Source organism: Dactylosporangium sp. NPDC051087 (genome assembly GCF_055586325.1).
Window position 1 is genome coordinate 215,026 of sequence record NZ_JBVJIJ010000021.1, and the last position, 26,981, is coordinate 242,006.

At 69.7% G+C, this 26,981-nt stretch carries 30 protein-coding genes; 25 read left to right on the forward strand and 5 right to left on the reverse strand.

All coding sequences use genetic code 11. The features are described from left to right. Positions 1-60: 60 nt before the first annotated feature. Both ACZ6TV_RS35970 and ACZ6TV_RS35975 read left to right on the forward strand, forming a co-directional pair. Positions 61-1,314: a delta-60 repeat domain-containing protein gene (locus tag ACZ6TV_RS35970; protein WP_465302434.1), complete on the forward strand. Its 1,254-nt coding sequence runs from the start codon at positions 61-63 to the stop codon at positions 1,312-1,314. A gap of 166 nt (positions 1,315-1,480) precedes the next feature. Further along, a complete protein-coding gene (locus ACZ6TV_RS35975) occupies positions 1,481-2,413 on the forward strand; it encodes a hypothetical protein (protein WP_465302436.1) in 933 nt (310 codons plus the stop codon). Positions 2,414-2,499: 86 nt separating this feature from the next. Here ACZ6TV_RS35975 and pepN read toward each other — a convergent pair whose 3' ends face one another. Further along, positions 2,500-5,094, reverse strand: coding sequence for an aminopeptidase N (gene pepN / locus ACZ6TV_RS35980; RefSeq protein ID WP_465302532.1), 2,595 nt, complete (start codon positions 5,092-5,094; stop codon positions 2,500-2,502). A gap of 160 nt (positions 5,095-5,254) precedes the next feature. Here pepN and ACZ6TV_RS35985 point away from each other — a divergent pair, with 160 nt between their 5' ends. The 3 genes from ACZ6TV_RS35985 to ACZ6TV_RS35995 are packed head-to-tail and all read left to right on the forward strand — an operon-like array spanning position 5,255 to position 6,609. Continuing rightward, complete coding sequence (locus tag ACZ6TV_RS35985) at positions 5,255-5,884, forward strand: mycothiol-dependent nitroreductase Rv2466c family protein (RefSeq protein WP_465302438.1); 630 nt, start codon at positions 5,255-5,257, stop codon at positions 5,882-5,884. 25 nt (positions 5,885-5,909) lie between these two features. Then, positions 5,910-6,278, forward strand: a complete 369-nt coding sequence (locus ACZ6TV_RS35990; protein WP_465302440.1) for a hypothetical protein — start codon at positions 5,910-5,912, stop codon at positions 6,276-6,278. A 13-nt stretch (positions 6,279-6,291) separates the two neighbouring features. Next, on the forward strand, positions 6,292-6,609 hold the full coding sequence (locus ACZ6TV_RS35995; protein ID WP_465302534.1) for a DUF3817 domain-containing protein: 318 nt from the start codon (positions 6,292-6,294) through the stop codon (positions 6,607-6,609). On the opposite strand, the gene ACZ6TV_RS36000 is transcribed toward ACZ6TV_RS35995, so the two are convergent. Then, a complete protein-coding gene (locus ACZ6TV_RS36000) occupies positions 6,577-7,512 on the reverse strand; it encodes a cation diffusion facilitator family transporter (protein ID WP_465302442.1) in 936 nt (311 codons plus the stop codon). The genes ACZ6TV_RS35995 and ACZ6TV_RS36000 overlap by 33 nt on opposite strands. Positions 7,513-7,627: 115 nt before the next feature. Between ACZ6TV_RS36000 and ACZ6TV_RS36005 the strand changes: the two genes are divergently transcribed. From ACZ6TV_RS36005 to ACZ6TV_RS36025, 5 genes are all read left to right on the forward strand, one after another. After that, on the forward strand, positions 7,628-8,053 hold the full coding sequence (locus ACZ6TV_RS36005) for an ATP-binding protein (protein WP_465302536.1): 426 nt from the start codon (positions 7,628-7,630) through the stop codon (positions 8,051-8,053). A gap of 168 nt (positions 8,054-8,221) precedes the next feature. Beyond that, positions 8,222-8,410: a hypothetical protein gene (locus ACZ6TV_RS36010; RefSeq protein WP_465302444.1), complete on the forward strand. Its 189-nt coding sequence runs from the start codon at positions 8,222-8,224 to the stop codon at positions 8,408-8,410. A gap of 17 nt (positions 8,411-8,427) precedes the next feature. After that, a complete protein-coding gene (locus tag ACZ6TV_RS36015; RefSeq protein ID WP_465302446.1) occupies positions 8,428-9,594 on the forward strand; it encodes a DUF1015 family protein in 1,167 nt (388 codons plus the stop codon). 56 nt (positions 9,595-9,650) lie between these two features. Further along, on the forward strand, positions 9,651-9,839 hold the full coding sequence (locus tag ACZ6TV_RS36020) for a hypothetical protein (RefSeq protein WP_465302448.1): 189 nt from the start codon (positions 9,651-9,653) through the stop codon (positions 9,837-9,839). A 13-nt stretch (positions 9,840-9,852) separates the two neighbouring features. Then, the gene (locus tag ACZ6TV_RS36025) at positions 9,853-10,326 is read left to right on the forward strand and encodes a ribose-5-phosphate isomerase (protein WP_465302450.1); all 474 of its coding nucleotides are present in this window, start codon (positions 9,853-9,855) and stop codon (positions 10,324-10,326) included. 182 nt (positions 10,327-10,508) lie between these two features. On the opposite strand, the gene ACZ6TV_RS36030 is transcribed toward ACZ6TV_RS36025, so the two are convergent. After that, the gene (locus tag ACZ6TV_RS36030) at positions 10,509-10,856 is read right to left on the reverse strand and encodes a hypothetical protein (RefSeq protein ID WP_465302538.1); all 348 of its coding nucleotides are present in this window, start codon (positions 10,854-10,856) and stop codon (positions 10,509-10,511) included. Between the two features lie 475 nt (positions 10,857-11,331). Next, positions 11,332-12,558: a GNAT family N-acetyltransferase gene (locus ACZ6TV_RS36035; protein WP_465302452.1), complete on the reverse strand. Its 1,227-nt coding sequence runs from the start codon at positions 12,556-12,558 to the stop codon at positions 11,332-11,334. 118 nt (positions 12,559-12,676) lie between these two features. On the opposite strand from ACZ6TV_RS36035, the gene ACZ6TV_RS36040 reads away from it, so the two are divergent. Further along, the gene (locus ACZ6TV_RS36040; RefSeq protein WP_465302454.1) at positions 12,677-14,359 is read left to right on the forward strand and encodes a serine/threonine protein kinase; all 1,683 of its coding nucleotides are present in this window, start codon (positions 12,677-12,679) and stop codon (positions 14,357-14,359) included. Then, a complete protein-coding gene (locus ACZ6TV_RS36045) occupies positions 14,356-15,084 on the forward strand; it encodes a tyrosine-protein phosphatase (RefSeq protein ID WP_465302456.1) in 729 nt (242 codons plus the stop codon). Before ACZ6TV_RS36040 ends, ACZ6TV_RS36045 begins: the two co-directional genes overlap by 4 nt. A 332-nt stretch (positions 15,085-15,416) precedes the next feature. Here ACZ6TV_RS36045 and ACZ6TV_RS36050 read toward each other — a convergent pair whose 3' ends face one another. Next, positions 15,417-16,229, reverse strand: a complete 813-nt coding sequence (locus ACZ6TV_RS36050; protein WP_465302458.1) for an SDR family oxidoreductase — start codon at positions 16,227-16,229, stop codon at positions 15,417-15,419. 120 nt (positions 16,230-16,349) lie between these two features. Between ACZ6TV_RS36050 and ACZ6TV_RS36055 the strand changes: the two genes are divergently transcribed. From ACZ6TV_RS36055 to ACZ6TV_RS36115, 13 genes are all read left to right on the forward strand, one after another. Next, a complete protein-coding gene (locus ACZ6TV_RS36055) occupies positions 16,350-16,997 on the forward strand; it encodes a DUF2625 family protein (RefSeq protein ID WP_465302460.1) in 648 nt (215 codons plus the stop codon). After that, positions 16,997-17,749, forward strand: coding sequence for an alpha/beta fold hydrolase (locus ACZ6TV_RS36060; protein WP_465302462.1), 753 nt, complete (start codon positions 16,997-16,999; stop codon positions 17,747-17,749). Before ACZ6TV_RS36055 ends, ACZ6TV_RS36060 begins: the two co-directional genes overlap by 1 nt. 11 nt (positions 17,750-17,760) lie before the next feature. Continuing rightward, entirely contained in the window at positions 17,761-18,162 is a 402-nt protein-coding gene (locus ACZ6TV_RS36065) for a YciI family protein (RefSeq protein WP_465302540.1), read from the forward strand. Next, on the forward strand, positions 18,146-19,348 hold the full coding sequence (locus ACZ6TV_RS36070) for an RNA polymerase sigma factor (protein ID WP_465302464.1): 1,203 nt from the start codon (positions 18,146-18,148) through the stop codon (positions 19,346-19,348). Before ACZ6TV_RS36065 ends, ACZ6TV_RS36070 begins: the two co-directional genes overlap by 17 nt. A 90-nt stretch (positions 19,349-19,438) precedes the next feature. Continuing rightward, a complete protein-coding gene (locus ACZ6TV_RS36075) occupies positions 19,439-19,612 on the forward strand; it encodes a hypothetical protein (protein ID WP_465302466.1) in 174 nt (57 codons plus the stop codon). Between the two features lie 120 nt (positions 19,613-19,732). Further along, on the forward strand, positions 19,733-20,155 hold the full coding sequence (locus ACZ6TV_RS36080) for a hypothetical protein (protein ID WP_465302468.1): 423 nt from the start codon (positions 19,733-19,735) through the stop codon (positions 20,153-20,155). A gap of 526 nt (positions 20,156-20,681) precedes the next feature. Further along, complete coding sequence (locus ACZ6TV_RS36085; RefSeq protein ID WP_465302470.1) at positions 20,682-21,119, forward strand: hypothetical protein; 438 nt, start codon at positions 20,682-20,684, stop codon at positions 21,117-21,119. Positions 21,120-21,548: 429 nt separating this feature from the next. Beyond that, positions 21,549-22,556, forward strand: a complete 1,008-nt coding sequence (locus tag ACZ6TV_RS36090; RefSeq protein WP_465302472.1) for a protein NO VEIN domain-containing protein — start codon at positions 21,549-21,551, stop codon at positions 22,554-22,556. A gap of 283 nt (positions 22,557-22,839) precedes the next feature. Continuing rightward, positions 22,840-24,015 carry a toll/interleukin-1 receptor domain-containing protein gene (locus ACZ6TV_RS36095; RefSeq protein WP_465302474.1) on the forward strand — a complete coding sequence of 392 codons (1,176 nt, stop codon included), beginning with the start codon at positions 22,840-22,842 and terminating at the stop codon, positions 24,013-24,015. An 81-nt stretch (positions 24,016-24,096) separates the two neighbouring features. Next, on the forward strand, positions 24,097-24,555 hold the full coding sequence (locus tag ACZ6TV_RS36100) for a DUF4231 domain-containing protein (RefSeq protein ID WP_465302542.1): 459 nt from the start codon (positions 24,097-24,099) through the stop codon (positions 24,553-24,555). A 106-nt stretch (positions 24,556-24,661) separates the two neighbouring features. Continuing rightward, positions 24,662-25,540, forward strand: coding sequence for a helix-turn-helix domain-containing protein (locus ACZ6TV_RS36105; RefSeq protein WP_465302476.1), 879 nt, complete (start codon positions 24,662-24,664; stop codon positions 25,538-25,540). Beyond that, positions 25,537-25,755: a DUF397 domain-containing protein gene (locus tag ACZ6TV_RS36110; RefSeq protein ID WP_465302478.1), complete on the forward strand. Its 219-nt coding sequence runs from the start codon at positions 25,537-25,539 to the stop codon at positions 25,753-25,755. The genes ACZ6TV_RS36105 and ACZ6TV_RS36110 overlap by 4 nt, the downstream gene beginning before the upstream one ends. An 8-nt stretch (positions 25,756-25,763) precedes the next feature. Continuing rightward, complete coding sequence (locus tag ACZ6TV_RS36115; protein ID WP_465302480.1) at positions 25,764-26,969, forward strand: MFS transporter; 1,206 nt, start codon at positions 25,764-25,766, stop codon at positions 26,967-26,969. Positions 26,970-26,981 lie beyond the last annotated feature (12 nt).

The window sequence follows — 26,981 nt, forward strand, 5'->3', positions numbered from 1 at the left end:
GTTAGCGGTGTATGCGCCCCATGTTGGGCGCTTCCCCTGTATGACGAAGGAGCCGCACGTATGCGCCGACGATTGATCGCCGCCGCCGCTACCGCACTGGCCGCGATCGCGGTCGCCATCCCCGCCTCGGCGGCGCTGAACCACGCCTCGACCGTGTCGACCAACCCCGTCGACAACACGCCGAACGTCCTGGACGGCGAGGTGCGCGCGTTCGCCCTCGTCGGGGACGTCGTCGTGGTCGGCGGCGACTTCACCACCGTCGTCCCGGCCGGCAAGAGCGCGAAGCTCAAGCGCAAGAACATCTTCGCGTACCGGGTGACGACGGGCGAGATCCTGCCGTTCGCCCCGGAGGCCGACGACGTGGTCCTGACGCTCGCCGCCGGGCCGAACAACACCGTCTACGCGGGCGGCGCCTTCCAGAAGATCGGCGGCGGCGCGCAGCGCGGCCTCGCCCAGCTCAGCCTCGCCGACGGCAAGCGGGTCCCGGCGTTCACCGGCTCGATCAACTGGGGGGACATCCGCAGCCTCGTGACGTTCGGGCCGTGGCTGTACGCCGCCGGCTCGTTCAGCTCCATCGGCGGCCAGAAGCGCGTCGGGCTGGCCCGCCTCAACGCCACCAGCGGCTGGGCCGACACGACCTTCGACGCGAAGCTCGCCGCGCCCAACCTGACCCGGGTCAAGCTCGAGGACCTGGCGATCAGCCCGGACGGCAACCGGCTCGCCGCGGTCGGCGCCGTCGAGCAGGCGTTCGGGCAGTACCGGGCCCAGCTCGTCGTGATCGAGAACGCGGCGAACCAGGCCCGGCTCGCCGACTGGTACACCGACGTCTACACCAAGCCGTGCCGTGCCGGCTTCGAGACCTACCTGCGGGGCATCGACTTCGACCCGACCGGCACCTACGCGACGATCGTCTCGACCGGCCGCAAGTGGGGCGACCACCTGATGTGCGACACCGCGGCCCGCTTCGACCTGCGCGGCACCGGCCTGCACAAGCCGCTGTGGACCAACTGGACCGGCGGGGACTCGCTGTACTCGGTCGCCGACACCGGCGCCGCGGTCTACGTCGGCGGGCACCAGCGCTGGATGGACAACCCGTTCGGCAAGGAGAACGCCGGCAAGGGCGCGGTGGCCCGGCCCGGCATCGCCGCGATCAGCCCGGTCACCGGCAAGGCCACGTCGTTCAACCCCAAGCGGGAGCCGCGCGGGGTCGGCGCCAGGGCGCTGCTGGCGACGCCGTACGGGCTGCTGGTCGGCTCGGACACCGAGAAGATCGGCGGCGAGTGGCACGCACGGCTGGCGATGCTGCCCGTCTGAACGTGGTCGATCGAAAGGCCCCCGTCGCTTGACGGGGGCCTTTTCCCGTTGGCTGCGCGGACAGGTCCCGGCGACGTCCGGCCGAATGTCGGCACGCGTCGATGCGGACCCTGGCGGCGGGCGAATAGGTTGGATGCACGACCGCGGATGGAGGGAGGACCACCAGATGGCATCGCAGGGCTACCGCGACTGGCTCAACGCGGGCCGCCCGTACACGCTGATCCGCCCGGCCAAGGCAGTCCAGGACACGCTGCGCGGCTACGGACTCACGGTCTACGACTATCCGAACGAGGAGCACCAGAAGGCCAACACGCCCGAGGACCACACGCCGTACTCGGTGACCGGCTGGCCGGGCACGAACAAGCGGTGGAAGGCACGCGGCCTGGACGTCATGCCGCGCTCCGACTCCGCCACGCACCGCAAGGAGAACGCCGACATCGCGCGGCAGCTCATCAAGGACCGCGACGCCGGACACCCCGGCGCCATGTGGATCAAGTACATCAACTGGACCGATGAGAAGGGCAACTGCCAGCAGGTCAGCTGGAAGCCCGGCAAGTCGGTCAAGCCCAGCAGCGACAAGGGCCACATCCACATCTCCGGCCGCTCCGACGCCGACGACGACGACCGCGCCGACGACTACGACCCGATCGGGCGCCTGCAAGGAAGGGACTTCAGCGTGGCCGACTCACAGCTCATCGCCAACGCGGAACGCGGTATCACCGCGCTCGTCGCCGGCACCGACGTCATCCAGTTCGACTTCCCGTGGAACGACCAGGCCGGTCAGGGGTACCCCAACCCGCTGCGGCAGATGGCCGTGAAGCTCGACGCGCTCATCGCCGCGGCCGCGGCCGACGAGACCCGGGACGTGGCGGCGATCGCCGCCATCAACAGCCTCGTCACCTCGATCCAGACCGGCGGCGCGTCCATCTCGGCGGAGCCGATCATCGCCGCGATCGAGGCGGTGCGGGCGCAGACCCACGCCGAGGTCGTCAAGCTGCAGGCGGAGCTCGCCGCGGCCCGTGCCGAGAACGCGAACCTCGCGGCGGCGCTCAAGGCCGCCGTCGCCGGCCGGCAGCCCGACAGCCTGTCCGCCGAATAGCCTGCCGGGCGTTGCCCGCGGCGGACATGACGGAGGACGGGCGCGTCGGAACTGAACGCGACCCGTCCTCCGGGGTGGAACGTGGGTCAGCTCCCGGCGGCCGCGTCCTTGGCGCGGGCCTTCAGGGCGCGGACGATGCCGTCGCGGCCCTCGCCGACCAGGCGGCGCAGCGGGGCAGGGCGGCCGGGCTCGGCCAGCCACGCCTCGGTGCGGGCCACCGTGTCCTCGCTGACCTGGAACGACGGGTAGCCGAGCTCGACGAACTCCGCCGCCGGCTCCGAGTCGCGGTGCTCCCAGACGGTGGCGAGGGCGTCGAAGAACGCGGGCAGGAACGGCGCGGTCAGGGACACCTGGGCCGAGTGCTGGAAGCCCTGCAGGAGCGAGCGCTGCAGCCAGTTGGGCAGGTGGTGGTCCTCGACGAGGCGGCGCCACGTCTCCGCCTTCGACTCCGCGGTCGGGACGAGGGCGCGGGCGAGGGCCGCCTGGCGCTCGCCGCTCGCGGTCCGGTCGCGGTCCAGCTCGGTCTCGATCTGGGCCGGGTCGGCCGCGCCGTTGGCGATGAGGGCGTGCAGGATGCCCCAGCGCAGGTCGGCCTGGATGGTCAGCCCGGAGGGGACGTCCACGTCGTCGAGCCAGCCGGTCAGGACCGCGAGGTCTTCCGGTGTACGGGCGGCGGCCGCGAACGAGCGGGCCCACGCGAGCTGGAAGCCGCTGCCGGGTGCCGCGTCGCGCAGCGCCGTGCGGGCGGTGGCGGACAGGATCCGCCAGCCCTCCGGCGCCCAGGCCGGGTCGGCGTAGAAGACGAGCGCCGACTGCGCCTGCCGGATCGTGGCGGTGACCAGGTTGATGTCGCGCTCGGCGGGCAGGCCGGACGAGATCAGCTTGATGTAGTCGCGCACGGCCAGCTCGGCGTCGCGGACCATGTCCCACGCCGCGGTCCACACCAGGGCGCGGGCGAGGGAGTTGTCCATGCCGAGGATGTGATCGGCGACGGTGTCCATCGAGCGCGGGTCGAGGCGCAGCTTCGCGTAGGTCAGGTCGTCGTCGTTGAGCAGCAGGACGTCGGCGGCCCGGCGGCCGGCCAGGGTGGTGATCTCGGTGCGCTCGCCGTCGACGTCGGCCTCGACGAGCTCGCGGCGGACCAGACCGGCGTCGGTCACGTCGTACAGGCCGATGCCGATGCGGTGGGTGCGCAGCGTCGGGTAGGCGGCGGGCGCCTCCTGCACGACGACGACCTGCTCATACGTGCCGTCGGCGGCGATGGTCAGCTCAGGGCGCAGGGTGTTGACCTGGGCGGTCTCCAGCCACTGCGCGGCGAACTTGCGCAGCTCCTTGCCCGAGGCCGCCTCCAGCGCCGACAGCAGGTCGTCGAAGGTCGCGTTGCCCCACTGGTGCTGCTCGAAGTAGGCGCGCAGGCCCGTCAGGAAGGGGTCGATCCCCACGTACGCCACGAGCTGCTTGACGACGCTGGCGCCCTTGGCATACGTGATGCCGTCGAAGTTGACCTCGACCGCCTCGACGTCCGGCATCTCGCAGTAGACGGGGTGGGTGGAGGACAGCTGGTCCTGCCGGTAGCCCCAGTTCTTGCGGATGGACAGGAACGTCGTCCACGCGTCGGTGAAGCGGGTCGCGCGGGTGTTGCACCAGTGGCTGGCCCACTCCGCGAACGACTCGTTGAGCCACAGATCGTCCCACCAGCGCATCGTCACGAGGTCGCCGAACCACATGTGGGCGAGCTCGTGCAGGATCGTGTTGGCCCGCTGCTCGTATTCGAAGTCGGTGACGGGGGAGCGGAAGATGTAGTGCTGCTCGGCGTGCACGACGCAGCCGAAGTTCTCCATCGCGCCCGCGTTGAACTCCGGCGAGTAGACCTGGTCGTACTTCGGCAGCGGATACCGGATGCCGAACTCCTCGTGGAAGAAGTCGAAGCCCTGCTTGGTGATCAGCAGGATGTCGTCGGCGTCCAGATACTGCTTCATCGACTGGCGGCAGAACACGCCCAGGTCGATGCCGTCGTGGCTGTCGCGGACCTCGTGATACGGCCCGGCGCAGACCGCCGTGACGTAGGTGCTCATCCGCGGCGTGGGCGGGAAATGCACGGTGAGGCCGTCGCGCCGCTCCGGCGGCATGTTGGAGATGACCCGCCAGTGCGCCGGCGCGGTCACGTGGAACGTGAAGCTCGCCTTGAGGTCGGGCTGGTCGAAGCAGGCGTAGACCCGCTGCGCGTCGGTCGTCTCGAACTGGCTGTAGAGATACACCTCCTTGTCGACCGGGTCGACGCTGCGGTGCAGCCCCTGGCCGGTCGTCGAGTAGGCGCCCTCGGCCTCGACGACCAGGACGTTGTCGGCGGCGAGACCGTGCAGGCGCAGCCCGGTCTGCGGGGACCAGTCGGAGGTGTCGAGGTCGGCGCCGTTGAGCGTCGCGCGCAGCACCGACGCCGCGGCGAGCTCGATGAAGGTGTCGGCGCCCGGCTCGGTGCAGGTGAAGCGCACCTCGGTCGTCGTCCGGAACGTGCCCTCGCCCGGATAGCCGGCGCCGTCCGTCAGGTCGAGACTGATGTCGTACGCCGCAACGTCGAGCAGGCGGGCCCGGTCGACCGCCTCAACCTGGCGTAGGTTGCGTACACCGGCCACGTGTCGTCTCCTGTCGTTCGCTGTGGCCGTCCCCGTCGACGGCGCCATCCCTGAGTCTTCCACGTCCATGGCGGACAACGGAGGAGTGGCTCAGGTCACCCGCAGACCGGTTGGCACCGGGGGTCCGCGAGGCGTAAGGATCGAATGGGATTCCAGACGCTTTCAGTAGTGTTGCTGTCGTGCTCGCTTGAAGTGAGGTGTCGCCGCCATGGCGGAAGAGCGCATCATCGCAGACATGTGGTTCGACCCGCGGTGCCCGTGGGCCTGGATCACCTCCCGCTGGCTGCTCGAGGTGGAGCAGGTTCGCCCAGTTGACGTGCGGTTTCACGTCATGAGTCTGTCGATCCTCAACGAGGGGCGCGACGATCTCCCCGAGCGATACAAAGAGGGTCTGGCCAAGGGTTGGGGCCCGGTCCGGATCGCGATCGCGGCCGAGCAGAAGTTCGGCAACGACGTGCTGCGCCCGCTGTACACGGCGCTGGGCAACCGGCTGCACCTGCAGCAGCAGGAGCTCAGCCCGGAGCTGTACGAGAGCGCGCTGGTCGAGGCGGGCCTGCCGGCGCAGCTCGCGGAGTACGCCGACTCGACCGAGTTCGACGAGCAGCTGCGGGAGAGTCACTTCGCCGGGATGAACCCGGTGGGCATGGACGTCGGCACGCCCGTCATCCACGTGCCCGGCCCGGACGGCAAGCTGATCGCGTTCTTCGGTCCGGTCGTCACCCCGCGCCCGAAGGGTGAGGCGGCCGGGCGGCTCTGGGACGGCACGCTGCTGGTCGCCGGCACGCCGGGCTTCTACGAGATCAAGCGCACCCGCGACGTGGGGCCGGTTTTCGACTGACGGGGTAGAGGTAGGCTGCCTACCTGTGCGGCGGTTCCTGACTCCCCGGTGGGTGCTCTGGCATGTCCTGGCGCTCGCCGGGGTGGCCGTGTGCCTGCTCGCCGGGCGCTGGCAGTATCAGCGCGCCACGGCGGGCAACATGCTGAGCTGGGCGTATACCGTGCAGTGGCCGCTTTTCGCGCTGTTTGTGGTGTTCCTGTGGGTGCGCGCCGTCCGGGACGTGCTCGGGCCGAGGCCGGTGAAGACGCAGGAGCCCCTGCGCCCGAGGGCCGCGCCCACGGCTCCGCCCCAGGCTGCCGCCGCCGACGACGACCCGCAGCTGGCCGAGTACAACCGCATGCTGGCCTGGCTCGCGGCCGATCCCGACCGCCGCCCCCGCGACTTCCCCGGATGAGGTTCCCGTGCAGTTGAAGAGTGCGCTCACGCGCTTCCGGATCATCGCCTGGATCGTCGGCGTGCTGCTGGTCGTGCTCACCGTCGGCACCGTGCTGAAGTACACGACCGACGACGACACGCTCGTGGCCATGGTCGGTCCGGCGCACGGCTTCCTGTACATGGCCTACCTGGTCCTCGCGGCGGACCTGGCCCGGCGCGCGAAGTGGAAGCTCGGCTTCACGGTGCTGGTGCTGCTGGCCGGCACGGTGCCGTTCCTGTCGTTCGTGGCCGAGCGGATCGTGACCCGGCGCGTGCAGTCAGCCCGTCCCCTTGTAGGAAGCGCCGTGTGAGTCGACGCAGTGCTCGGCGTCGAGCACGTGGTCGACCTGGAGCGTGGTGTGCTCGATCGCGTAGTGCTCCCGCAGCCGCCGCTCGATCGCCTCGCGGACCGCGTGGCAGTCGCCGGACGGCGCCACCAGCACGTGCGCGGACAGCGCGGGATATCCGGAGGTGACCTGCCAGACGTGCAGGTCGTGCAGCTCCACCACGCCCGGCACGCCGACCAGCTCGCGGCCGACCTCAGCGGGGTCCATCCCGGCCGGCGCCGCCTCCAGGAAGATCCGGCCCGAGTCGCGGACCAGGCCGACCCCTGAGCGCACCATGAGCGCCGCCACGACCAGCGAGGCGATCGCGTCCGCCCGGTCGAAGCCGGTGAGCAGCACGACGAGGCCCGAGATCGCGGCCGCGACGAACGCGAACAGGTCCGTCAGCACGTGCTGGAACGCGCCCTCCACGTTGAGGCTGGTCCGGTCGGCCCGGCCGAGGATCCACACCACCAGCAGGTTGACCGCGACGCCCACCAGCGCGGTGACCAGGACCGCCCCGCCGCCGACGGTGGGCGGGTGGATGAGCCGGGTCACCGACTCGTAGCCGATCCACACCGCCAGCAGCAGCAGCGTCAGCCCGTTGGCCTGCGCGGAGAGGATCTCCGCCCGCTTCAGCCCGAACGTGAACCCGCCCGACGGGGGCCGGGCCGCGAGTCTGGTCGCGAACAGCGCGAGGGCGATCGCGGCGGCGTCCGACAGCATGTGCGCCGCGTCGGACAGCAGCGCGAGCGAGTCGACCACCAGGCCGATGGTCACCTCGACCGCCATGAAGCCGGTGATCAGCGCCAGGGCGAGCACCAGCAGCCGCCGGTCGGCGTCCGCCGAAGGCGCGTGGTGATCGTGGTGGTGGCCGTGGTCGTGACCCATGTCCGACATCTTATGCGTGCTTCGCTATATGACGGCAGTCGTTTCTGCCACCGTATGCCGGGGCACTAGTTCAGTACCGACGTTGCAGTGACCAGAAGGGGGCAGGGCCGTGGGCATGGAGATCCGGCTGACGCTGTCGTTGCCACGCGATCGGTCCACCGTCCCCTTGACCCGCCGGGTTCTCGACGCGGCGCTGGGCGTGTTCTCCGTCACCAGGGACTGCCGCGACGACATCGGGCTGGCCGTCGGGGAGGCCTGCGCCAACGCCGTGCAGCACGCCGATCTCGGCGCCGACTACCAGGTGACGGTCACCATCCACGAGGACCGCTGCGTGATCGACGTCGTCGACGACGGCATCGGCATGTCCGCCATGGAGGACGGCGCCGATGCCACGGAGACCGCGGTGGACGCCGAGAGCGGCCGCGGGCTGAGGATCATCCACGCGCTCGCCGACATGGTCGAGCTCCGCCGCCGTCAGCCCCACGGGGTCGCGCTGCGGATCGTGAAGATGCTGACGAGGGTGACCCCGGCGACCGCCTGAATCACCCGTCCTTGATCTGACCTCACCCTCGCTGGTGATTTCTGGACAGAACCATGCCTGTGAGTTCTCCGTGGGTCTGCAATGGAAGCGCACAGCCGGTGCGACTCCGGCACATCTGGGCAGCGTTGCGCAGTGTGCAACGTCACGCCGCGAAGCCGGAGGGCACCCATGACCACGCCGACCACCACGACCCGCTGGACGGTGCAGGACCGCGCCTGGAAGCAGGACCTGCCCGATCTGCCCGACGACGTCATCGCGCTGCTCGCGCCGCCGGTCGTGGTCAGCGCGTCCACGTCCACGATCGAGCACCGCACTTCGGGACGCGCCGTCCCCCGTGCCGTGCCCCAGCCCGTCTGACCTATACCGTTTCGGGCATGACGGTTGCGTACCCGATCGCCCACGCCTGGCTCTCCACCGGAGGCACCGGCGCGCAGAACTACGACGAGTTCGCCGACGACGCGGAGATCACCGCCATCATCGCGGCGAACCCGTCCAGCGCGCTCGCCATCGAGATGCCCCACCGGGCGCCGGACAACGTCGGCCGCTCGTTCCGCGACAGCCTCCCCGACGCCGTGAGCCGCCTGCAGGCCGCGAAGGACGACGGGCACTACACGTCCGCCGACGACGTGGTCGTGCTCTACCGGATCACCGCGCCCGACGGCACCCGCGCCTACGGGCTGTGGTGCATGGTCGCCACCGACGAGATCTCCACCAGCGCCGACGAGCCCGGCGCCGTGATCCGCAACGAGGACGTCTTCATCGAGAAGGTCCGCGAGCGGGTCGCCCTGGCCGAGGCGACGTCGCACCTGCTGTCGCCGGTACTGCTGCTGCAGACCGCGCACGGGGAAGCGCTGCACGCCGCCCTGGCCCACGCCGTCGCCGACGCCGGCAAGCCCGCGGTGACCGACACCGACCCGGCCGGCCGCAGCCACGAGATCTGGGCCGTCGGCGCCGGCACGACCCGCGACCGGCTGCTCGCCCTCGCCGGCGGCGGTGAGCTCGTCGTCGCCGACGGCAACCACCGCAGCCTCGCCGCGCAGACCGCCGGCTACCCGCGCTTCCTCGCCGTGGTCACCACGCCCGAGTCGGTGGCGATCCAGCCGTACAACCGCCTGGTCTCGGAGCTTCCCGCCGGCGTCTCCTTCGACGGCACGGCGCTGGACACCGCCGACGTGCCGGCCGCGGGCGGGCGGGTCCACCTCTACACCCGGGACGGCGCCTGGTCCGTCGAGCTGCCGCGCGACGCCGACGGTGGCGTCATCGACAACCTCGACCACGCCCTCGTCGAGCGCCGCCTCTTCGCCGAGACCCTCGGCCTGGACCCGGGCGACAAGCGCATCACCTACGTCGGCGGCGACTACCCCGCGTCGTGGCTGCGTGACGAGGTCGACGCGGGCCGCGCCGAGCTGGCCGTGCTCATCGCCCCCGTCACCGTCGACGACTTCGTCGCGGTCAACCTCGCCCGGCAGAAGATGCCCCGCAAGAGCACCTGGTTCACCCCCAAGGCACGCGCCGGGCTGGTCGTCGCCCAACTGTCGTAGGTTCACCCGATCGTGGTAGACACTAGGCCGCTTCGTCTACGGCCTGGGGTGTGCACATGCGGATCTTCATCGCGGCCATGGTGGCCGCCTTCGGTATCGGCTCCTTCGCCGCCGCCGCCCTCGTCTGGGACCGGCGGCGGCACTGGCGCCTCACCGGGGGCGCCACCGCCGGATGGGTCTCCGGGCTGCTCTTCGTGGGTCTCGCGTTGGTGGTGGGTTCCTGCCTGGGCCTGATCCAGTTCTGACAGACTTCCCGGTATGCGCGTCTATCTTGGTTCGGACCACGCCGGCTATGAGCTGAAGGTGCACCTCGCCGGCGCCCTGCAGCTGCAGGGTTACGAGGTCGTCGACGTCGGCCCGGCGAAGTTCGACCCCGACGACGACTATCCCGTCTTCTGCTTCCACACCGGCGCCCGCGTCGTCGCCGACCCCGGCAGCCTCGGCGTCGTCATCGGCGGCTCGGGCAACGGCGAGCAGATCGCGGCCAACAAGGTCCCCGGCGTCCGGGCCGCACTCGCGTGGAACCTGGACACGGCCCGTCTCGGCCGCGAGCACAACGACGCGAACATCGTCGCGGTCGGCGCCCGGCAGCACACCCTCGACGAGGCCACGTCGCTGGTCACGACGTTCCTGTCGACGGCCTTCTCGGGCAACGAGCGGCACGCCCGCCGCATCGCGCAGGTCCTGGACTACGACACGACCCGCGTCCTCCCGCCGCTTCCAGACGCCTGATTGTCCTTCGCCGAGAGGCGGATGCGGCTGCCACCCGCGGCCACATCCGCTCAGGCACGGGCGGCCCGGACGTCCGTCGCGTGGCGCCGGGCCGGGAGCGGGCGACAGTTCAGGCCTCCGGTGCGTGGCGCCCCGGTCAGGTGCGGGCGGCTGCCCAGGCGGGCCGTCGCGTGGGCGCAGGGTCAGGCGCGGGGGCGGTGACCAGGGCGGGTGAGCTCCTCGCGGGGCACCCAGCCCCGGCGGATGATCTGCAGGTCGCGGTCGGCGGCGGCGAGGTCGTCGTCGGTGGGCCGGGCCGCGTCGCGGGCGCGCATGGCCGCCGAGACGCTCACCTGGGACGCGCCACCGCCGACGAGGCCGCGCAGGCCCCGCTCCGACACCACCTCGTCGTGATGGTGGTGATGGTGGTTGTCGTGGTGGTGGTGATGATCGTGATCACGGTCGTGATCGTCCTTGCCGTGACCCGCCGCGTGTCCGGCCGGCGGCTGATCGGCGTCGACCGGCTCGGGGTCGTGGACGTTGGCGGTCATGGCGAACGCACCCGACAGCTCCGCCAGCTGCGCGGGACTCGGCGGCGCGGGACTGGTCGGCGCCGTGCTCGGGACCGGCGCGACGCTCGGGGCGGCGGCGGTGGCAGGGACCTGCTCCGTCGCCGGGCCGGGTGACCCTGCGGGGTGCCCGTCCACCGCGGGGGCCGGTGGCCCGGCCGGGGCGGCCGCTGCCAGGGGAGGCGCCGGTGCGGCCGGAGGGCCCGGTGCGGGCTGGGTGCTGACCGGCGGATGGATCGGTGGCCGGGGCACCGGTGGATGAGGCTTGACCACAGGGGTCTCCTCGATGTGCGCTTCCTGCACCGGCTCGTCCACTGCCGCATTGTCCGCCGGGGTGGGCGTTTCCGGTGCCGACGGATCCGCAGCGGACGGCTGGTGATGCCGCATTCGGCGCCGCCGGCGCTGGATCCCACCCACAGCACAGACCCTACCCGCTCCGCGCCCCCTGGCAGAGGGATCAGAAGATCTCGATCGATGACGGGGTGACGTGCCAGCCGAAAGCGGTGCTGGTGGCGGCCACCGCACCGGGGCGGTGCTCCTGGACGCGGCCGGCCGCGGCGAGCGAGCCGAGCTTCGTGCCGCCGAGATACGCCGCGCCCAGCTCCGTCACGTCGCAGGTCAGGTCGGCCGGGGCGTCGGTCGGCGAGCAGTTGACCAGGGCCCCGCCGGCGCCGGCCCGCAGCCGCCAGCGGCCCGCGTTGGCGGGCACGAGCGCGTCGGTGACCTCGAGGACGACGTCGACGGGTGCCGCGTACTTCCGTGCGGTGAGCGCCCGGGGCAGGTCGACGATGCGGACCCAGAGCCCGTCGCTGACCTTGCCGCCGAGGCGGCGGGGCTCCTCCACCAGGTGGAAGATCTCCTCGTCGACGCCGGCGAGGCCCTTGACGACCGAGCGGGTCAGGTCGAGGCCGAGCAGGAAGCGCCACAGCGCCGCCGCCGCGTCGGGGGTGACGGCGACCAGCTCGACGACGTTGACCTCGCCCTTCGGGCCGTTGTCGTCCCAGTCGTTCTTGATGCGGTAGCGCGTGTACCCCTGCACGACGCCGCTCTGGTCGCTGTACAGGACGGCGCGGGTCGCGGTGTATCCCTCGCGCTGCTTCTCGGGGTCGCTCGTGAGGTGCGTCCACCACGTCTCGTCGCGACCGGACCACCCGGGGCGTCCGGCGAGCGCGCGGTCGTACACCTCGGACAGCTCCTTGCACGTCTCGGACGGCACCACCGCACGCAACGTGCCGGTCCCGTCGCCGGCGGTGCCGCGGATCGCGAGCTCGCGGCGGTCGGCGCGCAGGGTGACGTTCTGTGAGGCGAGACCGTAGCCGAACCGCTGGTAGATGCGCCCCTCCGAGGCCCACAGCACGGCGACGGCCTCCGGCACCCCGGTCAGCTGCCCGGTCATCATGCGGCGCAGGAGCCCCTTGCGGGTGTGCGTCGGGGCGACCGACACCCCGGTGACGTGGGCGGCGGGGATGACGGCACCCGGCACGGCGAGATCCCGGGTGAAGACGCCGGCGGTGCCGACGATCTGGCCGTCGAGCTCCGCCAGCGTGTACCGCGCGGGGTCGATGACCGTGCGGATCGTGTCGGTCGGGTCGGGGTCGCCCGGGACGTTGAACGCGGCCCGGATCACCCGGCTGAACGAGTCGATATCGGCGGTCGTCGCGGCGCGCAGCGTGTATCCGGTCACGCAGTCGTGTCTACCTCGTGACCTCCGTCGAGCGCGACCGATTTCGCGCGCTGGTTACTCTCGGAAGTGATTGCAGCAGTATCCGGGGGCGGAAACTTCATCTGGGGGGAGTCGCACGATGACGCAGGGTGCGTTGCTGGACCTCGTGTGTGGTCCGGCGAGCCCTTTGCCGGAGACGTTCCAGCGCTACCGGCTCGTCGCCCACCTGGGTTCGGGCGGCCAGGCGGACGTCTACCGAGCGGTGCGCATCTGCGGCGGGGTGACGTCCGCACCGATGACCGTGAAGGTGTTCCGCATCGACCCGCAGCGACCGATCGCCGACGAGCTGCGGTCCTGGGACAAGGGCGACGCCGCGCTCATGGACCTCAACAACCGCGGCGTCGGCGGCATCTGCCGGCGCGCCGACGGCTTCTACGGGCCGCCGCCGCACCGGCCGGGGGAGCGCCCGGCGCCGGGCGACGCCGTGCCGTACCAGGTCTACGACTACCTGCACGGGGTCAACCTGCGCGAGTACATCGCGCAACGCTCCGGCATGGCACCCGGCGGCCGCCGGCTCAACGCCGTCGCCGCGCTCAAGACCCTCGGGTCGGTCCTGCAGGCGCTGCACCACCCGCAGCAGTCCGGCGCGACGGCCGTCCTGCACATGGACGTCAAGCCCTCCAACCTCATGGTCCTCGCGACCGGCGAGGTGCGCCTGATCGACTTCACCGGCGCCCGCTACTTCCGCGAGGAGGAGATCACCCAGATCGCCTACACCCCGGAGTCCGGCGGCCCGGAGGCGTTCGGCGGCGTCAAGCACGTCGGCCCCGCCTACGACGTGCACGGCTACGGCGCGGTCGCCTACTTCATGGTCACCGGCGCCTACCCGCGCGTCGACGGCCGCACCGACCAGCGCAACCCGCACGAGGCGTCCCCGCCGCAGTGGAACGTGCTGCGCCGCCACCCGCTGCTGGAGCGAATCCCGGCGCTGCGCGACCACCTGCACGCGCCGCTCGCCGACCGCCCGTCCGAGCGCCCCGACACGCGCGAGCTGCCCTCGTGGCTCGCCCACCTGGCGGAGCTCGTCCGCAGGTCGGGCCTGCCCGACGTCGGCTGCGACTGGGTCGAGCCCGAGGCCTCGGAGACGTCCCGCGCCATCGGCCGCGCCCGGCCGTCGGTCACGGGGACGGAGACCGACGCGTACCAGCGGATCGAGCGCCTGGAGCGGGAGCTGGTCGCCCTGCGCTCCGCCACCTCCGCGATCTCGGCGCCGACCGCCTTCCACAACTCGGTGCCGGTCTCCGCGCCGCCCGTGTCGGGCGTGCCCGTCTCTCCCGGCGCCGCTGGGGTCGCCGTCTCCGACGCCGGGGTGCCGCAGATGCGCGGCCGCGCGAAGGTCGTCCACCGCCCCGCCCCCGACCCGACCGGCATGATGCCCGTCGAGCCCGAGAACGACCGCCCCATGTACCGCCCGGAGCCCGGCGAACGCGCCCGCACCCTCAAGGTCGGCTGGGAGCTGACCGGCACCGGCGCGTTCATCGCCTTCATCTGCTGGGGCCTGTGGGCCCTGGACAGCGACGGCAGCCTCGGCGGCCCGTTCTTCGCCTTCCTGGTCGTGCTGGCCGTCGCCGTCGGCGTGTTCGCCCTGACCCGCCTCGTCGGCCGCCTCGTCCTGGAGCAGCGCTTCGGCCGGGTCCGCCGCAGCGCCAAGGGCGCCCACGCGCTGACGGGCCTCTTCCTCGCCGCCGCGGGCATCGCCTACCTGCGCGAGGTCGGCTGGTTCATGCAGTTCTGGAACTGGCTGACGGGCCTGTCCGGGTGAGACGCTGGCGCCGCCGCGGTCGTGCCCCGCACACCCTGGAAGGGCTCATCAACTTCCGCGACCTCGGCGGCCTGCCCACGACCGGCGGCGCCGTCCGCCCCGGCCGCCTCTTCCGCAGCGACTCACTCGCGTACGCCACCCGGGCCGACGTCACCCACCTGGTCGACGACCTGAAGGTCACCACGGTCATCGACCTGCGCGGCGAGTTCGAGGTGACCCACCTGGGCCGCGGCGCCTTCGCGAACGCCCCCGTCTCGTACGTCTCGGCCCCGATCGCCGACGTCAGCGGCGCCGAGGACCTCGTCGGCCACTACGTCGCCATGCTCGCCGAGAAGGGCGACGTGCTGGCCGGCACGGTCCGCCTCCTGTCCACGTCCTCCACCCTGCCCGCGGTCTTCCACTGCGAAGCGGGCTGCGACCGCACGGGCGTCCTGGCCGCCGTGGTGCTGAGCCTGCTCGGCGTGCCTGACGAGGCCATCGCCGCGGACTACGCCGCCACCGCGACCGCGATGCCCCGGATCCACGAGCGGGTCTCCGCCGTCGTCGACCGCCTCGGCCTCCCACCCCGCCCCGCCTCCGTCCTCGACTGGACCCCGGAGGCCACGATGATGCTGCGCACGCTGGACCTGGCGAAGGACCGGTGGGGCTCGATCCAGGACTGGGCCCACACGTACGGCCTGAAGGACGACGACCTGTCCGCCCTACGAGCGGCGCTGGTCGCCTGACACCCGGCCCGTCAGGGAGTGGAGGCGCCGGAGGTGGTGCCCAGGTGGGTAGGTCAACGGAGGGCTCCTCGCGAGCGGAGCGGGCCGCGCCGCGCCGTACCGCGCCAGGACGGAAAACGCCGAGGCGACGACGCGGCCCGCGGTTCGCGCGTCTCACCGCGGCCGGGACCGTCGGGACGACGGCCGGGGACGCTGTGGACGCGCTGGATGACGGGCTGCGTCATCGACCCTGAGGGGTTGGGCGAGGGTGGGGCCAGGGTGAATCCGGGGAACCATCCGGTCCGGGTCGGCGGTCCGGGGCCGTACCGCTGCCGAACCGGGAGCAGGGCGGGTCAGACGGATACGGGGCGGGCGTTCAGAAGGGCGGTGTGCTCGCGCTGAGCGGCGTCCAGGAGTGCCTGCCAGGCGTCGGCGCCGATCGGGAGTCTGGTGGGGCGCTCGTCCGAGGCGATGAGGCGCAGCACCTCCGAAGCGAACAGCGACGGCGGGTTCGCCATCGGCAGGTCCTTCATGGCGCGGGAGCCGGCGAGCATGGGGGCGGTGACGTCGTGGTACGTGTCGATGTGGCGGGACTCGGTGAGCGTGCTGCCCCATTCGGTGGCGAACATGCCGGGCTCGACGGCGACGACGTGCACGCCGGTGCCGGCGAGCTCCTGGGACAGGGCCTCGACCATGCCTTCCAGGGCGTACTTGGCGGCCGTGTAGGCGCCGAGGCCCGGGTACGCGAGCCGCCCCGCCGTCGAGGAGACCATGACGATGTCGCCGTGGCCCTGGGTGCGCATCAGGGGCAGGACCATGCGGGTCAGGCGCCAGGGGCCGAAGAGGTTCGTGGCGAACTGGGCGGCGAGCTCCTCGTCCGTGACCTCCTCGACGGCGCCGAAGTGGCCGTAGCCGGCGTTGTTCACCAGGACGTCGATGCCGCCGAAGCGGGCCACCGCGGCGTGCACCGCGTTGTGGCAGTCGTCGGGGTCACGGACGTCGAGCGCGCACGTGGCGAGCGTGCGCGGGTAGGCGTCGCGGAGGTCTTCGAGGGTGGACGTGCGGCGGGCGGTGGCTAGGACCTGTTGCCCGGAGGCGGCGACGGCTTCGGCGAGGGCGCGACCAAGGCCCGTGGAGCATCCGGTGATCAACCAGCGGCGAGTCATGTTCGACATAGTGACTCTGAGTATCTGCTCCGGAACAGGCCGAGAAACGTGAGTGACCGTCATTCACCGCGGAAATCCGTCGTTCGTGTACGTCGGGGAACATCGTCGTACAGTTGCGGCATGCGCTCGCTCGCCGAGCTGATCTCCGAGGACCGGTCGGCTTGGGCCGAGGTCGAGGCGGCGGTCAGCGGGTCACCGTTCGCGGTGGAAATCCTGCCGACAGATCCCGATCGGGCGGCTTCCTGCCTGCAACGACTTCAGGTCACCACGAAGTCGTGGCTGGGTTCGCTGGTGTACCTGTCGGGTGGGCTGGTCGTCGACGACGGCTGGTTACGGATCCTGGGCTCGGGATATCCCGAGCGACGGCTGCCGGACATCCACACGGTCAACGCCGCGTTCACCGGCGCCGGTCTCGTCGTCGCGCAGGACGTGATGGGCGGCGAGTTCGTGTGGCGGCAGGGTGACGGACCGTCGCCGTCGATCCACTACTTCGCGCCCGACACCCTCGGCTGGGAGGACCTCGGCCTCGGGTACACCGACTGGCTGTACGGCATGCTCAGCGGCGCGATCGACCAGTTCTACCTCAGCTGGCGCTGGCCCGGCTGGCAGGACGAGGTGGCCGCGATCCCGTTCGACGCCGGGCTGCACACGCTGCCGCCGCTGTTCACCGCCGAGGGCAAGGACATCGCCGAGACCAGCCGGCGGCCGATCCCGATGTCCCACCTGGTGAGCTCCCTGCACGACTTCGCCGACCAGCTCGGCACCTAGTGGACCTGCACCGCCGCGACGAGGGCCCGCGGGACGCGCCCGCCGTGGTCCTGCTGCACGGCGGGGGCAGCAGCGGCGCCACCTGGGACAGGTTCACCCCGGAGCTGATCGCCGCCGGATACCGGGTCGTCACGCCGGACCTGCGCGGCCACGCCGGGAGCCCGCGCTCCCGGCCGTACACGCTGCGATCCCACCGCGACGATGTCATCGCGCTGCTCGATGGGCTCCGCCTCGATGCGGTGACGCTCGTCGGGCATTCGCTCGGCGGGTTCGCGGCGACGCTGGTCGCGCAGGAGCAGCCGGAACGTGTCACGCGGCTGGTGCTCGAGGACCCGCCGGCGCCGCCGCGGCACGACGAGGGCAGGCTGCCGCTGGGCCGGTTGCTGCTGCTGTCCATCGGCACCGCCGATCCTCGCCGCCGGTACGACCGGCTGGCCCTCACCTCCGCGATCACCCAGCTGCGGCAGGCACATCCCGACTGGTGGGACGCGCTGCCGCGCATCACGGCGCCGACCCTGCTGCTGTCCGGCGGTCCCGCCAGCCACATCGCGCCGGCGCGGCTCGCCGAGGTGGCGGCGCTCATCCCGCGATGTGACCTCGTGACCCTGGCGGTCGGGCACCGCATCCACAGCACCGACCCGTCGCGGTTCGGCGAGACCGTGCTGCGATTTCTCGGCGATGCTGTCCGGGACGGCACGCCCGCTCCGACGTCTCCGGCGTCACCGATGGACGGTGCCGTTCGAGAGGAGTGACCGTGAAGTACATGATCCTGACGTACGCGTCGCAGCGGGACTACGACGAGATGGCCGGCAGGCCCGGCAACGACCCCGTCTGGACCGGCGAGGACTTCGCCGCCATGGGCGAGTTCATGACGAAGTTCAACCAGGATCTCGAGGCGTCCGGTGAGCTGGTCGAGACCCGCGCGCTCGGCGCCCCGGTGCACACCCGCCGGATCGGCGGCGCGCCCGCCCTGGTCACCGACGGGCCCTACGCGGAGACGCAGGAGGTCCTCGCCGGCTACTGGATCGTCGACGTCGACAGCTTCGACCGGGCCACCGAGATCGCCGCGCGGCTCGGCGAATGCCCGGCGCCGCCGTCGGTGGCCACGACCGCGTACGCCGACGTGCGGCCGATCATCGACTCCGCCGATGAGATCGGTCTCTGAGCAGTCCTTCGAGGACCTGCTGCGCTCCCTGGCGCCGCAGGTCCTCGGTGCGCTCGTGCGCCGCTACGGGCACTTCGACCACGCCGAGGACGCCGTGCAGGAGGCCCTCATCGCGGCCGCCGCGCAGTGGCCGGCCGGCGGCGTCCCCGACTCGCCGCGCGGCTGGCTGATCACCGTCGCGTCCCGCCGGCTGACGGACCTGCTGCGCAGCGAGTCCGCCAGGCTGCGCCGCGAGGCGGAATGGGTGCCGCCGCCACCGTCGGCCGCCGGCGCCGGCGTCGACGACAGCCTCATCCTGCTCGCGATGTGCTGCCACCCGTCGCTGAGCCCGCCCGACCAGATCGCCCTGACGCTGCGGGCCGTCGGCGGCCTGACCACCGCCGAGGTCGCGCGGGCCTTCCTGGTGCCGGAGGCGACCATGGCCCGTCGCATCACCCGCGCGAAACAGCGCATCAAGGCGAGCGGGGTGCCGTTCGCCCTGCCGGACACCTTCTCCGGCACCGTCCTGCACGTGCTGTACCTGATGTTCAACGAGGGGTACGCCGCCACCGCCGGCTCCGACCTGCACCGGCCCGACCTGGCCGCGGAGGCGATCCGGCTGACCAGGCTCGTGCACCGGCTGCTGCCCCCCGACGCCTTCGGCAACGAGGTCGCCGGGCTGCTCGCGCTGATGCTGCTCACCGACGCGCGCCGGGCCGCCCGCACCGCGCCGGACGGCACCCCCGTGCCCATGGACGCGCAGGACCGCAGCCTGTGGGACGCCGCGGCGATCGCCGAGGGCGTGGCACTCGTCACGGCGGCGCTGCCCCGCGGACCCGTCGGCCCGTATCAGCTGCAGGCGGCGATCGCGGCCCTGCACGACGAGGCCCCCTCCGCGGCGGCGACCGACTGGCCGCAGATCGTCGCGCTGTACGAGGTGCTGCTCACCCTCACCGACAACCCGATGGTCGCGCTGAACCACGCCGTCGCGGTCACGATGGCCACCGGCCCCGCCGAGGGCCTCGCCCTGCTGTCGGCGCTGACCTCCCTGCACGGTGACCACCGCTTCCACTCGGTCCGGGGCCACCTGCTGGAGATGTCCGGCTCGCCGGCCCCCGCCAGGGACGCCTACCTCAGGGCCGCGGAGCTCACTGGGAGTCTGCCGCTGCGCCGGTACCTGCACGCCCGCGCCACCGCGTGCCAATGATCGGACGTTGCGGCACGTAGTGGACGTTCTCCCTGGTCAATTCCATGATCGGGCTGATTTCGAACGCGTGTTCGACTAAGGTTCCGGCTCATGGAGATCATCACCTGCGCCGCCGTGAAGCTGACCCCGACCGCCACCGGCGACGTACCGGTCCGCTGCGCGAAGCACCCGGATCACGTCGCGTCCGGCGACCCGGTCCACGAGGCCCGCCTCGGCGTCTTCCCGGTCCGCTGGACGGGTGCGGCATCTTCCCCCGATCTGTGACCCCCGGCCGCGGGAACGACCGACACGTATCCGAACGTGCCGTACGCCTGACTGAACGTGATCTCCATGCCACCCGCACAGCCGATCGGCCACCCGCCACCCACGGCGCAGGATCACCCCATGAGCCGTCGCCGCCTCACCGCCGCCGTGATCATCCTGCTGACCCTCGTCGGCTGCGGCTCCACCGCCAAGCCTGACGCGCAGCCCCTCGGCGCCGCCGGCTCCACGTCGGCCTCCACGTCACCGTCGCCGTCCTCGTCGCCGTCCCCGTCGCCCTCGCCGTCCGCGTCGGCCGTCGGGACGGCCGCGCCGGCGTCGCTTCCGGCCACGGGAGCGCCCGCGCCGAAGACGCCGGCCACGACGAAGCCCACGACGAAACCCGCCGCCCCGAAGACGACCGCCCCGGCGGGAGGTGGCGGCAACGTCGTCCACGCTGGCGCGTTCTGCTCCCCGGAAGGCGCGACCGGCCACACCTCCACCGGCAAACTGATGCGCTGCACCCGCAAGCCGGGCGAGGACCGCGCCCGCTGGCGCGCCCCGTGACGCAACCCCACGGGCGGTCTCGCGGTCTCGCGGTCTCGGCATCGCGTCGTGCCGGACGATGCCCGGGCCGCGGTAGCCGGTCCTCGCTCGCGGCGCGACTCGACGGCGAGCCTGAGCCGGCTCCTTGGATAGGTGGCGCGGAAGGTGAAGTGCCGGGCGGTCTTCGAACCGCTCGCCGACGACGGGTGACGTCCGGGACGAGGATCTGATCCAGGCCCTGACCTGCGTGAAGAGCTAAGAGCGGGCGATGAGAATCGAACTCACACCGTCAGTTTGGAAGATCGCCCTGAGGTGGGGTGATCTGCCCGATTGGCCTGGTGGGAGCGCGGTTCTCACGCCCGCTCGTGCCCGTTCGCGACCCCTGTCGGACAGGACTACTGGCACGCGAATGGCACGTTCGATCATGACGCGCCTTCTGCCCTGCGCCGTCATGGCGGTCTATGAGGCCGATGCCCGGTCCGGAGCCTCTATCGCAGGTCAACGTGTCGGAGAACGTCGGCTGACGTAGGCGGCTATGGTCGTGTGCATGGCGGGTATTCCACGGGTGGTTGCGTCCGGTGAGCTGGTCGCCCGCGTCGACGACGTGCTTATCCACCTGCTGACGGTGGAAGCGTGGGTCGGTCGCCTTGCGGTTCGTCTGGTCGGCGTGCCTGATGACGAGACTCGTCATCCCGCAGGGGCGCATGAAGCCGCGCTGGTCGAGTGGCACACCTCCGGAGCCGCAGCGGCTGGAACTCCACCGCCCAGGTCGCCGGCTGACTTGACGTTCCAGTCCGTGAAGCTGCACGCCGAACAAGGCGGCATTCCGCTGCGCCTGATGGGCCGGTCCTGCGGGGGCACGGGAACCGAGTGGCTCGGACAGTGGTCTTTCGAGTCCGGCACCGACATGTCTGTCGGCATGGTGAGGTTGACGGTCGAGACCGACGACAGCCGGTGGAGCGAATCCTTCGACTTGGCCGCGTAGCCGCCGCGCCGGCCGATGCCGGCGCTTGCGCCGCCAGCAGGCCGAGCGCGAGCGGCGTTCCTGTCACCGCGTCCCCGTCCCCTGAGCCGAGCTGAGCGGAGTCTCCCCGTATGCCGTCGTCCACCTTCCAGGGAGCGGGGCGGTGCCGGGTGGGCCAGGCTCGCCGTAGGCGACCGCGGAGCGGCTTGGCCTGGCGTGCCCGGTGCCGGTCTGCTCGGCTCGTCCTGGACGACGGTGCGGGGAGCGGAGCGACCTCCCCGGAGCCAGAGGCCCCGCCGGAGGCGAGAGGGCAACTACCCACGGAGCTCGCAGGAAGCGAAGCGGCCGGTGTCGACGCGCACCACCTCGGGCCTACGGACACCAATGCGATAGGCGCAAACCGTGAGTTCGGCTGATGCTAACGCGCTCACGACGATGCAGTATGACCAAATGTCCCTGAACATCTGGTGGTCGAACCGTCCGGCCGAACGATTTTGGATGGAAGTTACCGACAGGGACGAAGAGCAATTAGGTGCTGATCTCCTGGCACCCCAGGCCGATGGCGCGGGCAAAGGGCAGTGGTCGTACACCCTCGTCGCGGAGACGAAGCCTGGCGATGTCGTCCTGCATTGGCATCGAACACTCGCCGGCCGACCCGCTCTCGTGGGCTGGTCCGAAGTGACAGGACCGCTGTCCAGCGGCTCGATGACCTGGCAGGCACGAGGAACCCGAGGCCGAGCGCGAGGCGTTCCGACGACCGGGGCCAGCTACCAGATGGGGCTCGGTGGGTTCAACGGACTCGACAATCCGGTGACCCTCGATGATCTCAATCAGCAAATCTTGACGGTGAAGAGTGTGTATGACGAGCTCTCGGGCCAGGTGTCTGGAACGCTCTACTTTCCTTTCATCTTCTACCGGCCGACCGAACTGCGGGCTCAGCAGGGTTATCTCGCCAAGTTTCCCGCCGCACTCGTTGCGGCGATCCCCGAGCTCCAGGGAGCCGTGCCGACAGGCCCGGAGACGAAGGGGACGGCTACCGCATCGAAGGTGAAGCGCGCGGTCGGCATGCCGCGTACCAGGGATCCGGAACAGGCGAGAGCAGTGGAACGGTGGGCCGTCGATCGGGCGAAGGAGCACTACTACGCCCAGGGCGCCACAGGGATCATCGAACTTGGCAAACCGTACGACCTGGTTGTGCACGGCCTGGGACCAGAGCGACACGTTGAGGTCAAAGGAAGCTCCGTGCAGGTTGAGGCCGTCGAGCTCACGGTCAACGAGGTTGCCCATGCACGCAATTTCTCACCTACCGACCTGGTTGTCGTTGACCAGATTCAGTGTCGTCGCAAGCCTGGCGGCGGCTACACCACGAGCGGCGGCGTGATGAGGGTCTACGCGTCGTGGTCCCCCGCGGACGAACATCTGTCGACCACGAAGTTCCGCTACAACTTGCCGGACTGAGTCGGACGGCCCGCCGCGGCGGGCCGCTTGATTTTATAAAGGCAAATTCGGCAATGCGTCTAGAGAAGTCCCGTTTGCGCTAGCCTGTGGCGGCCAGGCGCATCAGCCAAAAGGACTGAAGTTGTCGTTGGGCGGCCGGTTGCCGTGGGTAGATCGGGATCGCCATATGTACGTGACGGCGGAAATTAGTCGTCCGCTTGACAGAATCTGCAAACGATCAACGTGATAGCTCGTCTATGTGTCCGAATCGTCCTGTAGCGCTCGGCTGCGGTACGTTGCGTCGATGTCATCAGAACACGATGCCGCGGCAGGAGATGCCGCTTGCTTCCTGAGCTACTCTCGCGACGATGATGCTGTAATGAATGGCATTGCTGGCGAGATAAAGGCCCGAATTGAAGGCCTCTATCGAGCCAAGACCGGAAAGAATCTGAGAGTTTTCGTTGACCGGCAGGACATTAAATGGGGAGAGGATTGGCGCGTAAGTATCGCCGACGCAGTTCGGGGGGCGACCGCCTTCATCCCTCTGATTACGATGAACTACTTCAACCGGGCGGCCTGTCGAGAAGAACTTATGGCATTCTATGCTAGCGCAAAGGTACTGGGTGTTACGGATTTGATCCTTCCGTTAATTCTGGCGGGCGGCAGGTTAATTGATCCGTTGGATCCGAGGGAAGAGGTGCGCATCGTAGAGCGGCTCCAGCGTGAGTCGCTAGAAGATGTATGGGTGCATGGGTTTAAGTCTGCCGAGTGGGCGGTCGCGATGAATCGAATAACTGACAAACTGATTCTCGCGCTGGAGAAGGCAGAGAACAAGCTAGCAGAGCTAGAGGTGTCCGGTGAGCAGCGCGCTTCTGGTGCAGATGCTATCGGTCGTTCATCCGACCCGTCCGGCGCGAATGGAGAGCAAGAAGAAGATTTTGACGACGTTGAGGGCGGACTTTACTATTTAGTTCATGAGTTCCAGGAGGAATGCGAGAGTTTCGGAAAGGTGGCGCCGGGTGCTCTCGCAGACGTGAAGGAATTCTTTGATGTCGTTATGTCGGGTATCGGAAGGCTCAACGCGTCGACTGACCGGCAGGCGGTGAGTCGAAATTCTGTCCTTGTCGCAAAGGAGGTTGAGGAGCCATCGCAGCGACTGGGTGTCAGCGGTGCCGCGATGCTCCAGCACCTATCGGCGGCCGACGCGGCTCTGCGCCAAGTGGTATTTGAAGTAGGAGAAACAAAAGCGCCCGGAGTGAGTGCAGGTCTCCGAGAGGCGCTGCAGGAGGTTCGGTCTTTCACGGATGGAATGGAGGATTTGCCGGAGCAATTAAATGAGATGGTCGAGATGTTGGCGTTCGTGCAACGCATGAGTATCTCATTGCGTCGCGCGTTTACGCCTGGACACAAGGGTGTTATGGCAATCCGAGACTCAATGAAGATCTTAAGGTCGTGGGATGAGCTTGCAAAAACTTTCTAGACTTATGCGTACACACTCCAGATAGTAAACGTTTAGACAATGTCGTGGATCTCGGAATCTGGTCGCGAGCGGAAGGGTGCAATGGAGCCGAGTAGCAGCAGGGCGACTGTTGCGGATTATGCTATCAAGGTGGCGGATGATTCGTACGATTGGTACCGGTCTCATGCTATACGATCGAGGAAATGGCACAAGTTCACCGAAGTGTCAGTCGTTCTGATCGCTGCAGCGATTCCGGCTTCGGTTGTCGTGGTTCCTCAGCGCCCAATCCTTTCCGCCTTGCTTGGAACTGCAGTTGTGGTTCTGACTGGGCTAAAGGCCACCTTCCACTGGCAAGAAAACTACTTGCGGTATTCGGAGGCCCGAGAGGCCATAGAAACGGAGCGCCGACAGTACCGCACGCTCGCCCCGCCGTACGACTCGGAGCAACGAGATCAGGTTTTGGTTCAGAAGATCACCGCTATTGAACACGATGAAATGCGAGGGTGGCTGCGGATTGCAAGGCAGGAAAGACGACGGTTAAATACTGATTCGATGCCGTAGCTGAACCTTCTCGATTCGCATGAGTGACTGGACGAATCTCCTTGTGTAGCAAGTCTGCAGGGTGGTCGCCCTAGTGGGCGCCGCGTCCGGCTGTAATGATAGTGGCGTGCCATCTGACGCATCAGCCCAGCGACTGCGAATCGGCTCGGAGGTTCGGCGGCTACGCATGTCCGCGGGACTGTCGGGAGAGCAGGTCGCTGATGCCCTTGGCTGGTCACAGCCGAAGGTGTCTCGTATCGAGGCGGGCAGGACCGCCTTCACCGTCCGTGATATCGCACATCTGCTTGCGTTGTACGGTGTGGGAGACGACGTCAGAGCCGAATTGCTGGGTGCTACTGCGGTTGACACCGGCGAAGGAGCATGGATTGTCCGGGCAGGTGGGTACCCGCGTCGTCAGGGCTCTGTCGGTTCCCTTGAGGTTGTAACGAGACGGCTACGTCACTTCCAGATCATCACAGTGCCCGGGCTTCTGCAGACACGCGAGTACGCCCGCGACATCACGGCTGCCGCTAACGTGCCTGACCCTGAGGCCTCAGCTGATGCGCGAATGCGGCGTCAGGCTGTCGTGCGTGGAGAGGGCGGACCGCGGTACGAAGTGGTGCTCGATACGCGCGCGTTACTACTCCGGCCCGGCTCCCTTGGCTCGCTTCGCGAGCAGGTCGTTGCGCTCGCTGAGGCCGGCGAGGCGCAGGAGCGGCTTGACCTCCGGATCATCCCGCTAGGCGCGCGGTCGACGGTGATCGCGACGGTCGGGTTCATCATCTTTGACTTCATCGCGGAGGAGAGTCCGTCGGTTGCCTTCGTCGAGGCGCCGGCGGGCGACGTGTACTTCTCTGCTGAGGAGGACGTCGCGCATTACTCAGAGCTGTTTGAGAGGCTACAGGGTGTTGCGCTGAGCCCAGAGAAGTCTGTTGAATATCTTCGATCATTCGCAGCCGACATCGAGCGGTACGTCGGCCCGGTCGAGGGGAGCGGCAGAGCATGAGCGAGGACAGGTTCGCCGGCGCGGTCTGGCGGAAGAGCACGCACAGCGCGGATGGCGGATGCGTCGAAGTCGCCTACGCTGACGGCATGATCGGCGTACGCGACACCAAGGCCAACGGCACCGGTCCGGTTCTCGCCTTCACGGAGCGGGAGTGGACGGCGTTCCTGGCCGGCGCGCACGGCAGTGAGTTCGAGATCGACACGTTGTCCCGGTAGTCCGGGACATGACGGCTTCAGCGGCGGCACCTGACGTGGAATCCACGCGCCGGGTGACGCCGCTGCTCGTCTCAACCGGTGTCTCGGTCACGGGTGATGGGGCGTTCCTCGCCGCCGGCCCGCTGCTCGCCGCATCGCTCACCCGCGATCCGGTCGCCATCTCCGCGGTGACGGCGGCGTTCTACGTGCCGTGGCTGGTCTTCGGCCTCCCAGCGGGCGCGCTCGTCGACCGCTGGTCGCGCCGCGCGGTCATGGTCGTTGCCGATGTCGTCCGGGCCGTGCTGCTGGCTGGACTCGCGGTGCTCGTGGCCACCGGATACGTCAGCCTTCCCGTTCTGGTCGCGCTGATCGTGGTGGTCGGTGCCGCGCAGATCTTCTTCGACTCCGCGGCGCAGGCCACCATCCCCGCGGTTGTCGGCCGCGACAAAGAGACGCTCGCTCACGTCAACGGCCGGTTCTGGGCGCTCGACACGGTCGGCCGGTCGCTGCTCGGTCCGCCCCTTGGCTCGCTGACGTTCGTCCTCAACCGGGCGGTCCCGTTCGCGTTCGACGCGATGTCGTTCCTCGTGTCAGCGCTGTTCGTGCGGAGACTGCCCGCCACTCCTCGCGCAGATGTACAGCACGAGCCGATCGGCGCCGCCATCAAGGCCGGCGTCCGGCATCTGATCCACACGCGAGAGCTCCGGGTCCTCGCGATGAGCATGGGCGCCTACAACTTCGGCTACAACGTGGCGCTGGCGACGTTCGTGCTCTACGTGACTGACGTCCTGGACGTGTCCGACGCTGTGTACGGCGTGCTCCTCGCCGCCGGCGCGATCGGTGGAGTCGCGGTCGGCTGGCGAGCGGGACTCCTGACCCGGAACCTCTCGTACCGTCAAACGGCGGCGATCGTCCACGTCGGGCAGGCGCTCGGATGGGCCGGCATCGCGCTCGCCGCGAACGTCTGGGTCACCGGAGTGATGTTCGTGCTCCTCGGTGCGAGCGGCTCCCTGTCCAGCGTCGCGATCGGTTCGGCTCGTCAGGAGCTGACCCCTGATGGCCTTCTCGGTCGTGTCGTCTCGGCGTTCCGCATCATCGGTCTCGGATCGGCCGGTCTGGGCGCTCTGGTCGGCGGTGTCGTTGCCGATCGGTACGGCCTCACCACTCCGCTGCTGTGTGCCGTCGGTCTGCTGCTGGTTGCGGCTGCTCTGACCTGGCCGTTCCGGAAGCAGTAAGTCTCTTGCGAA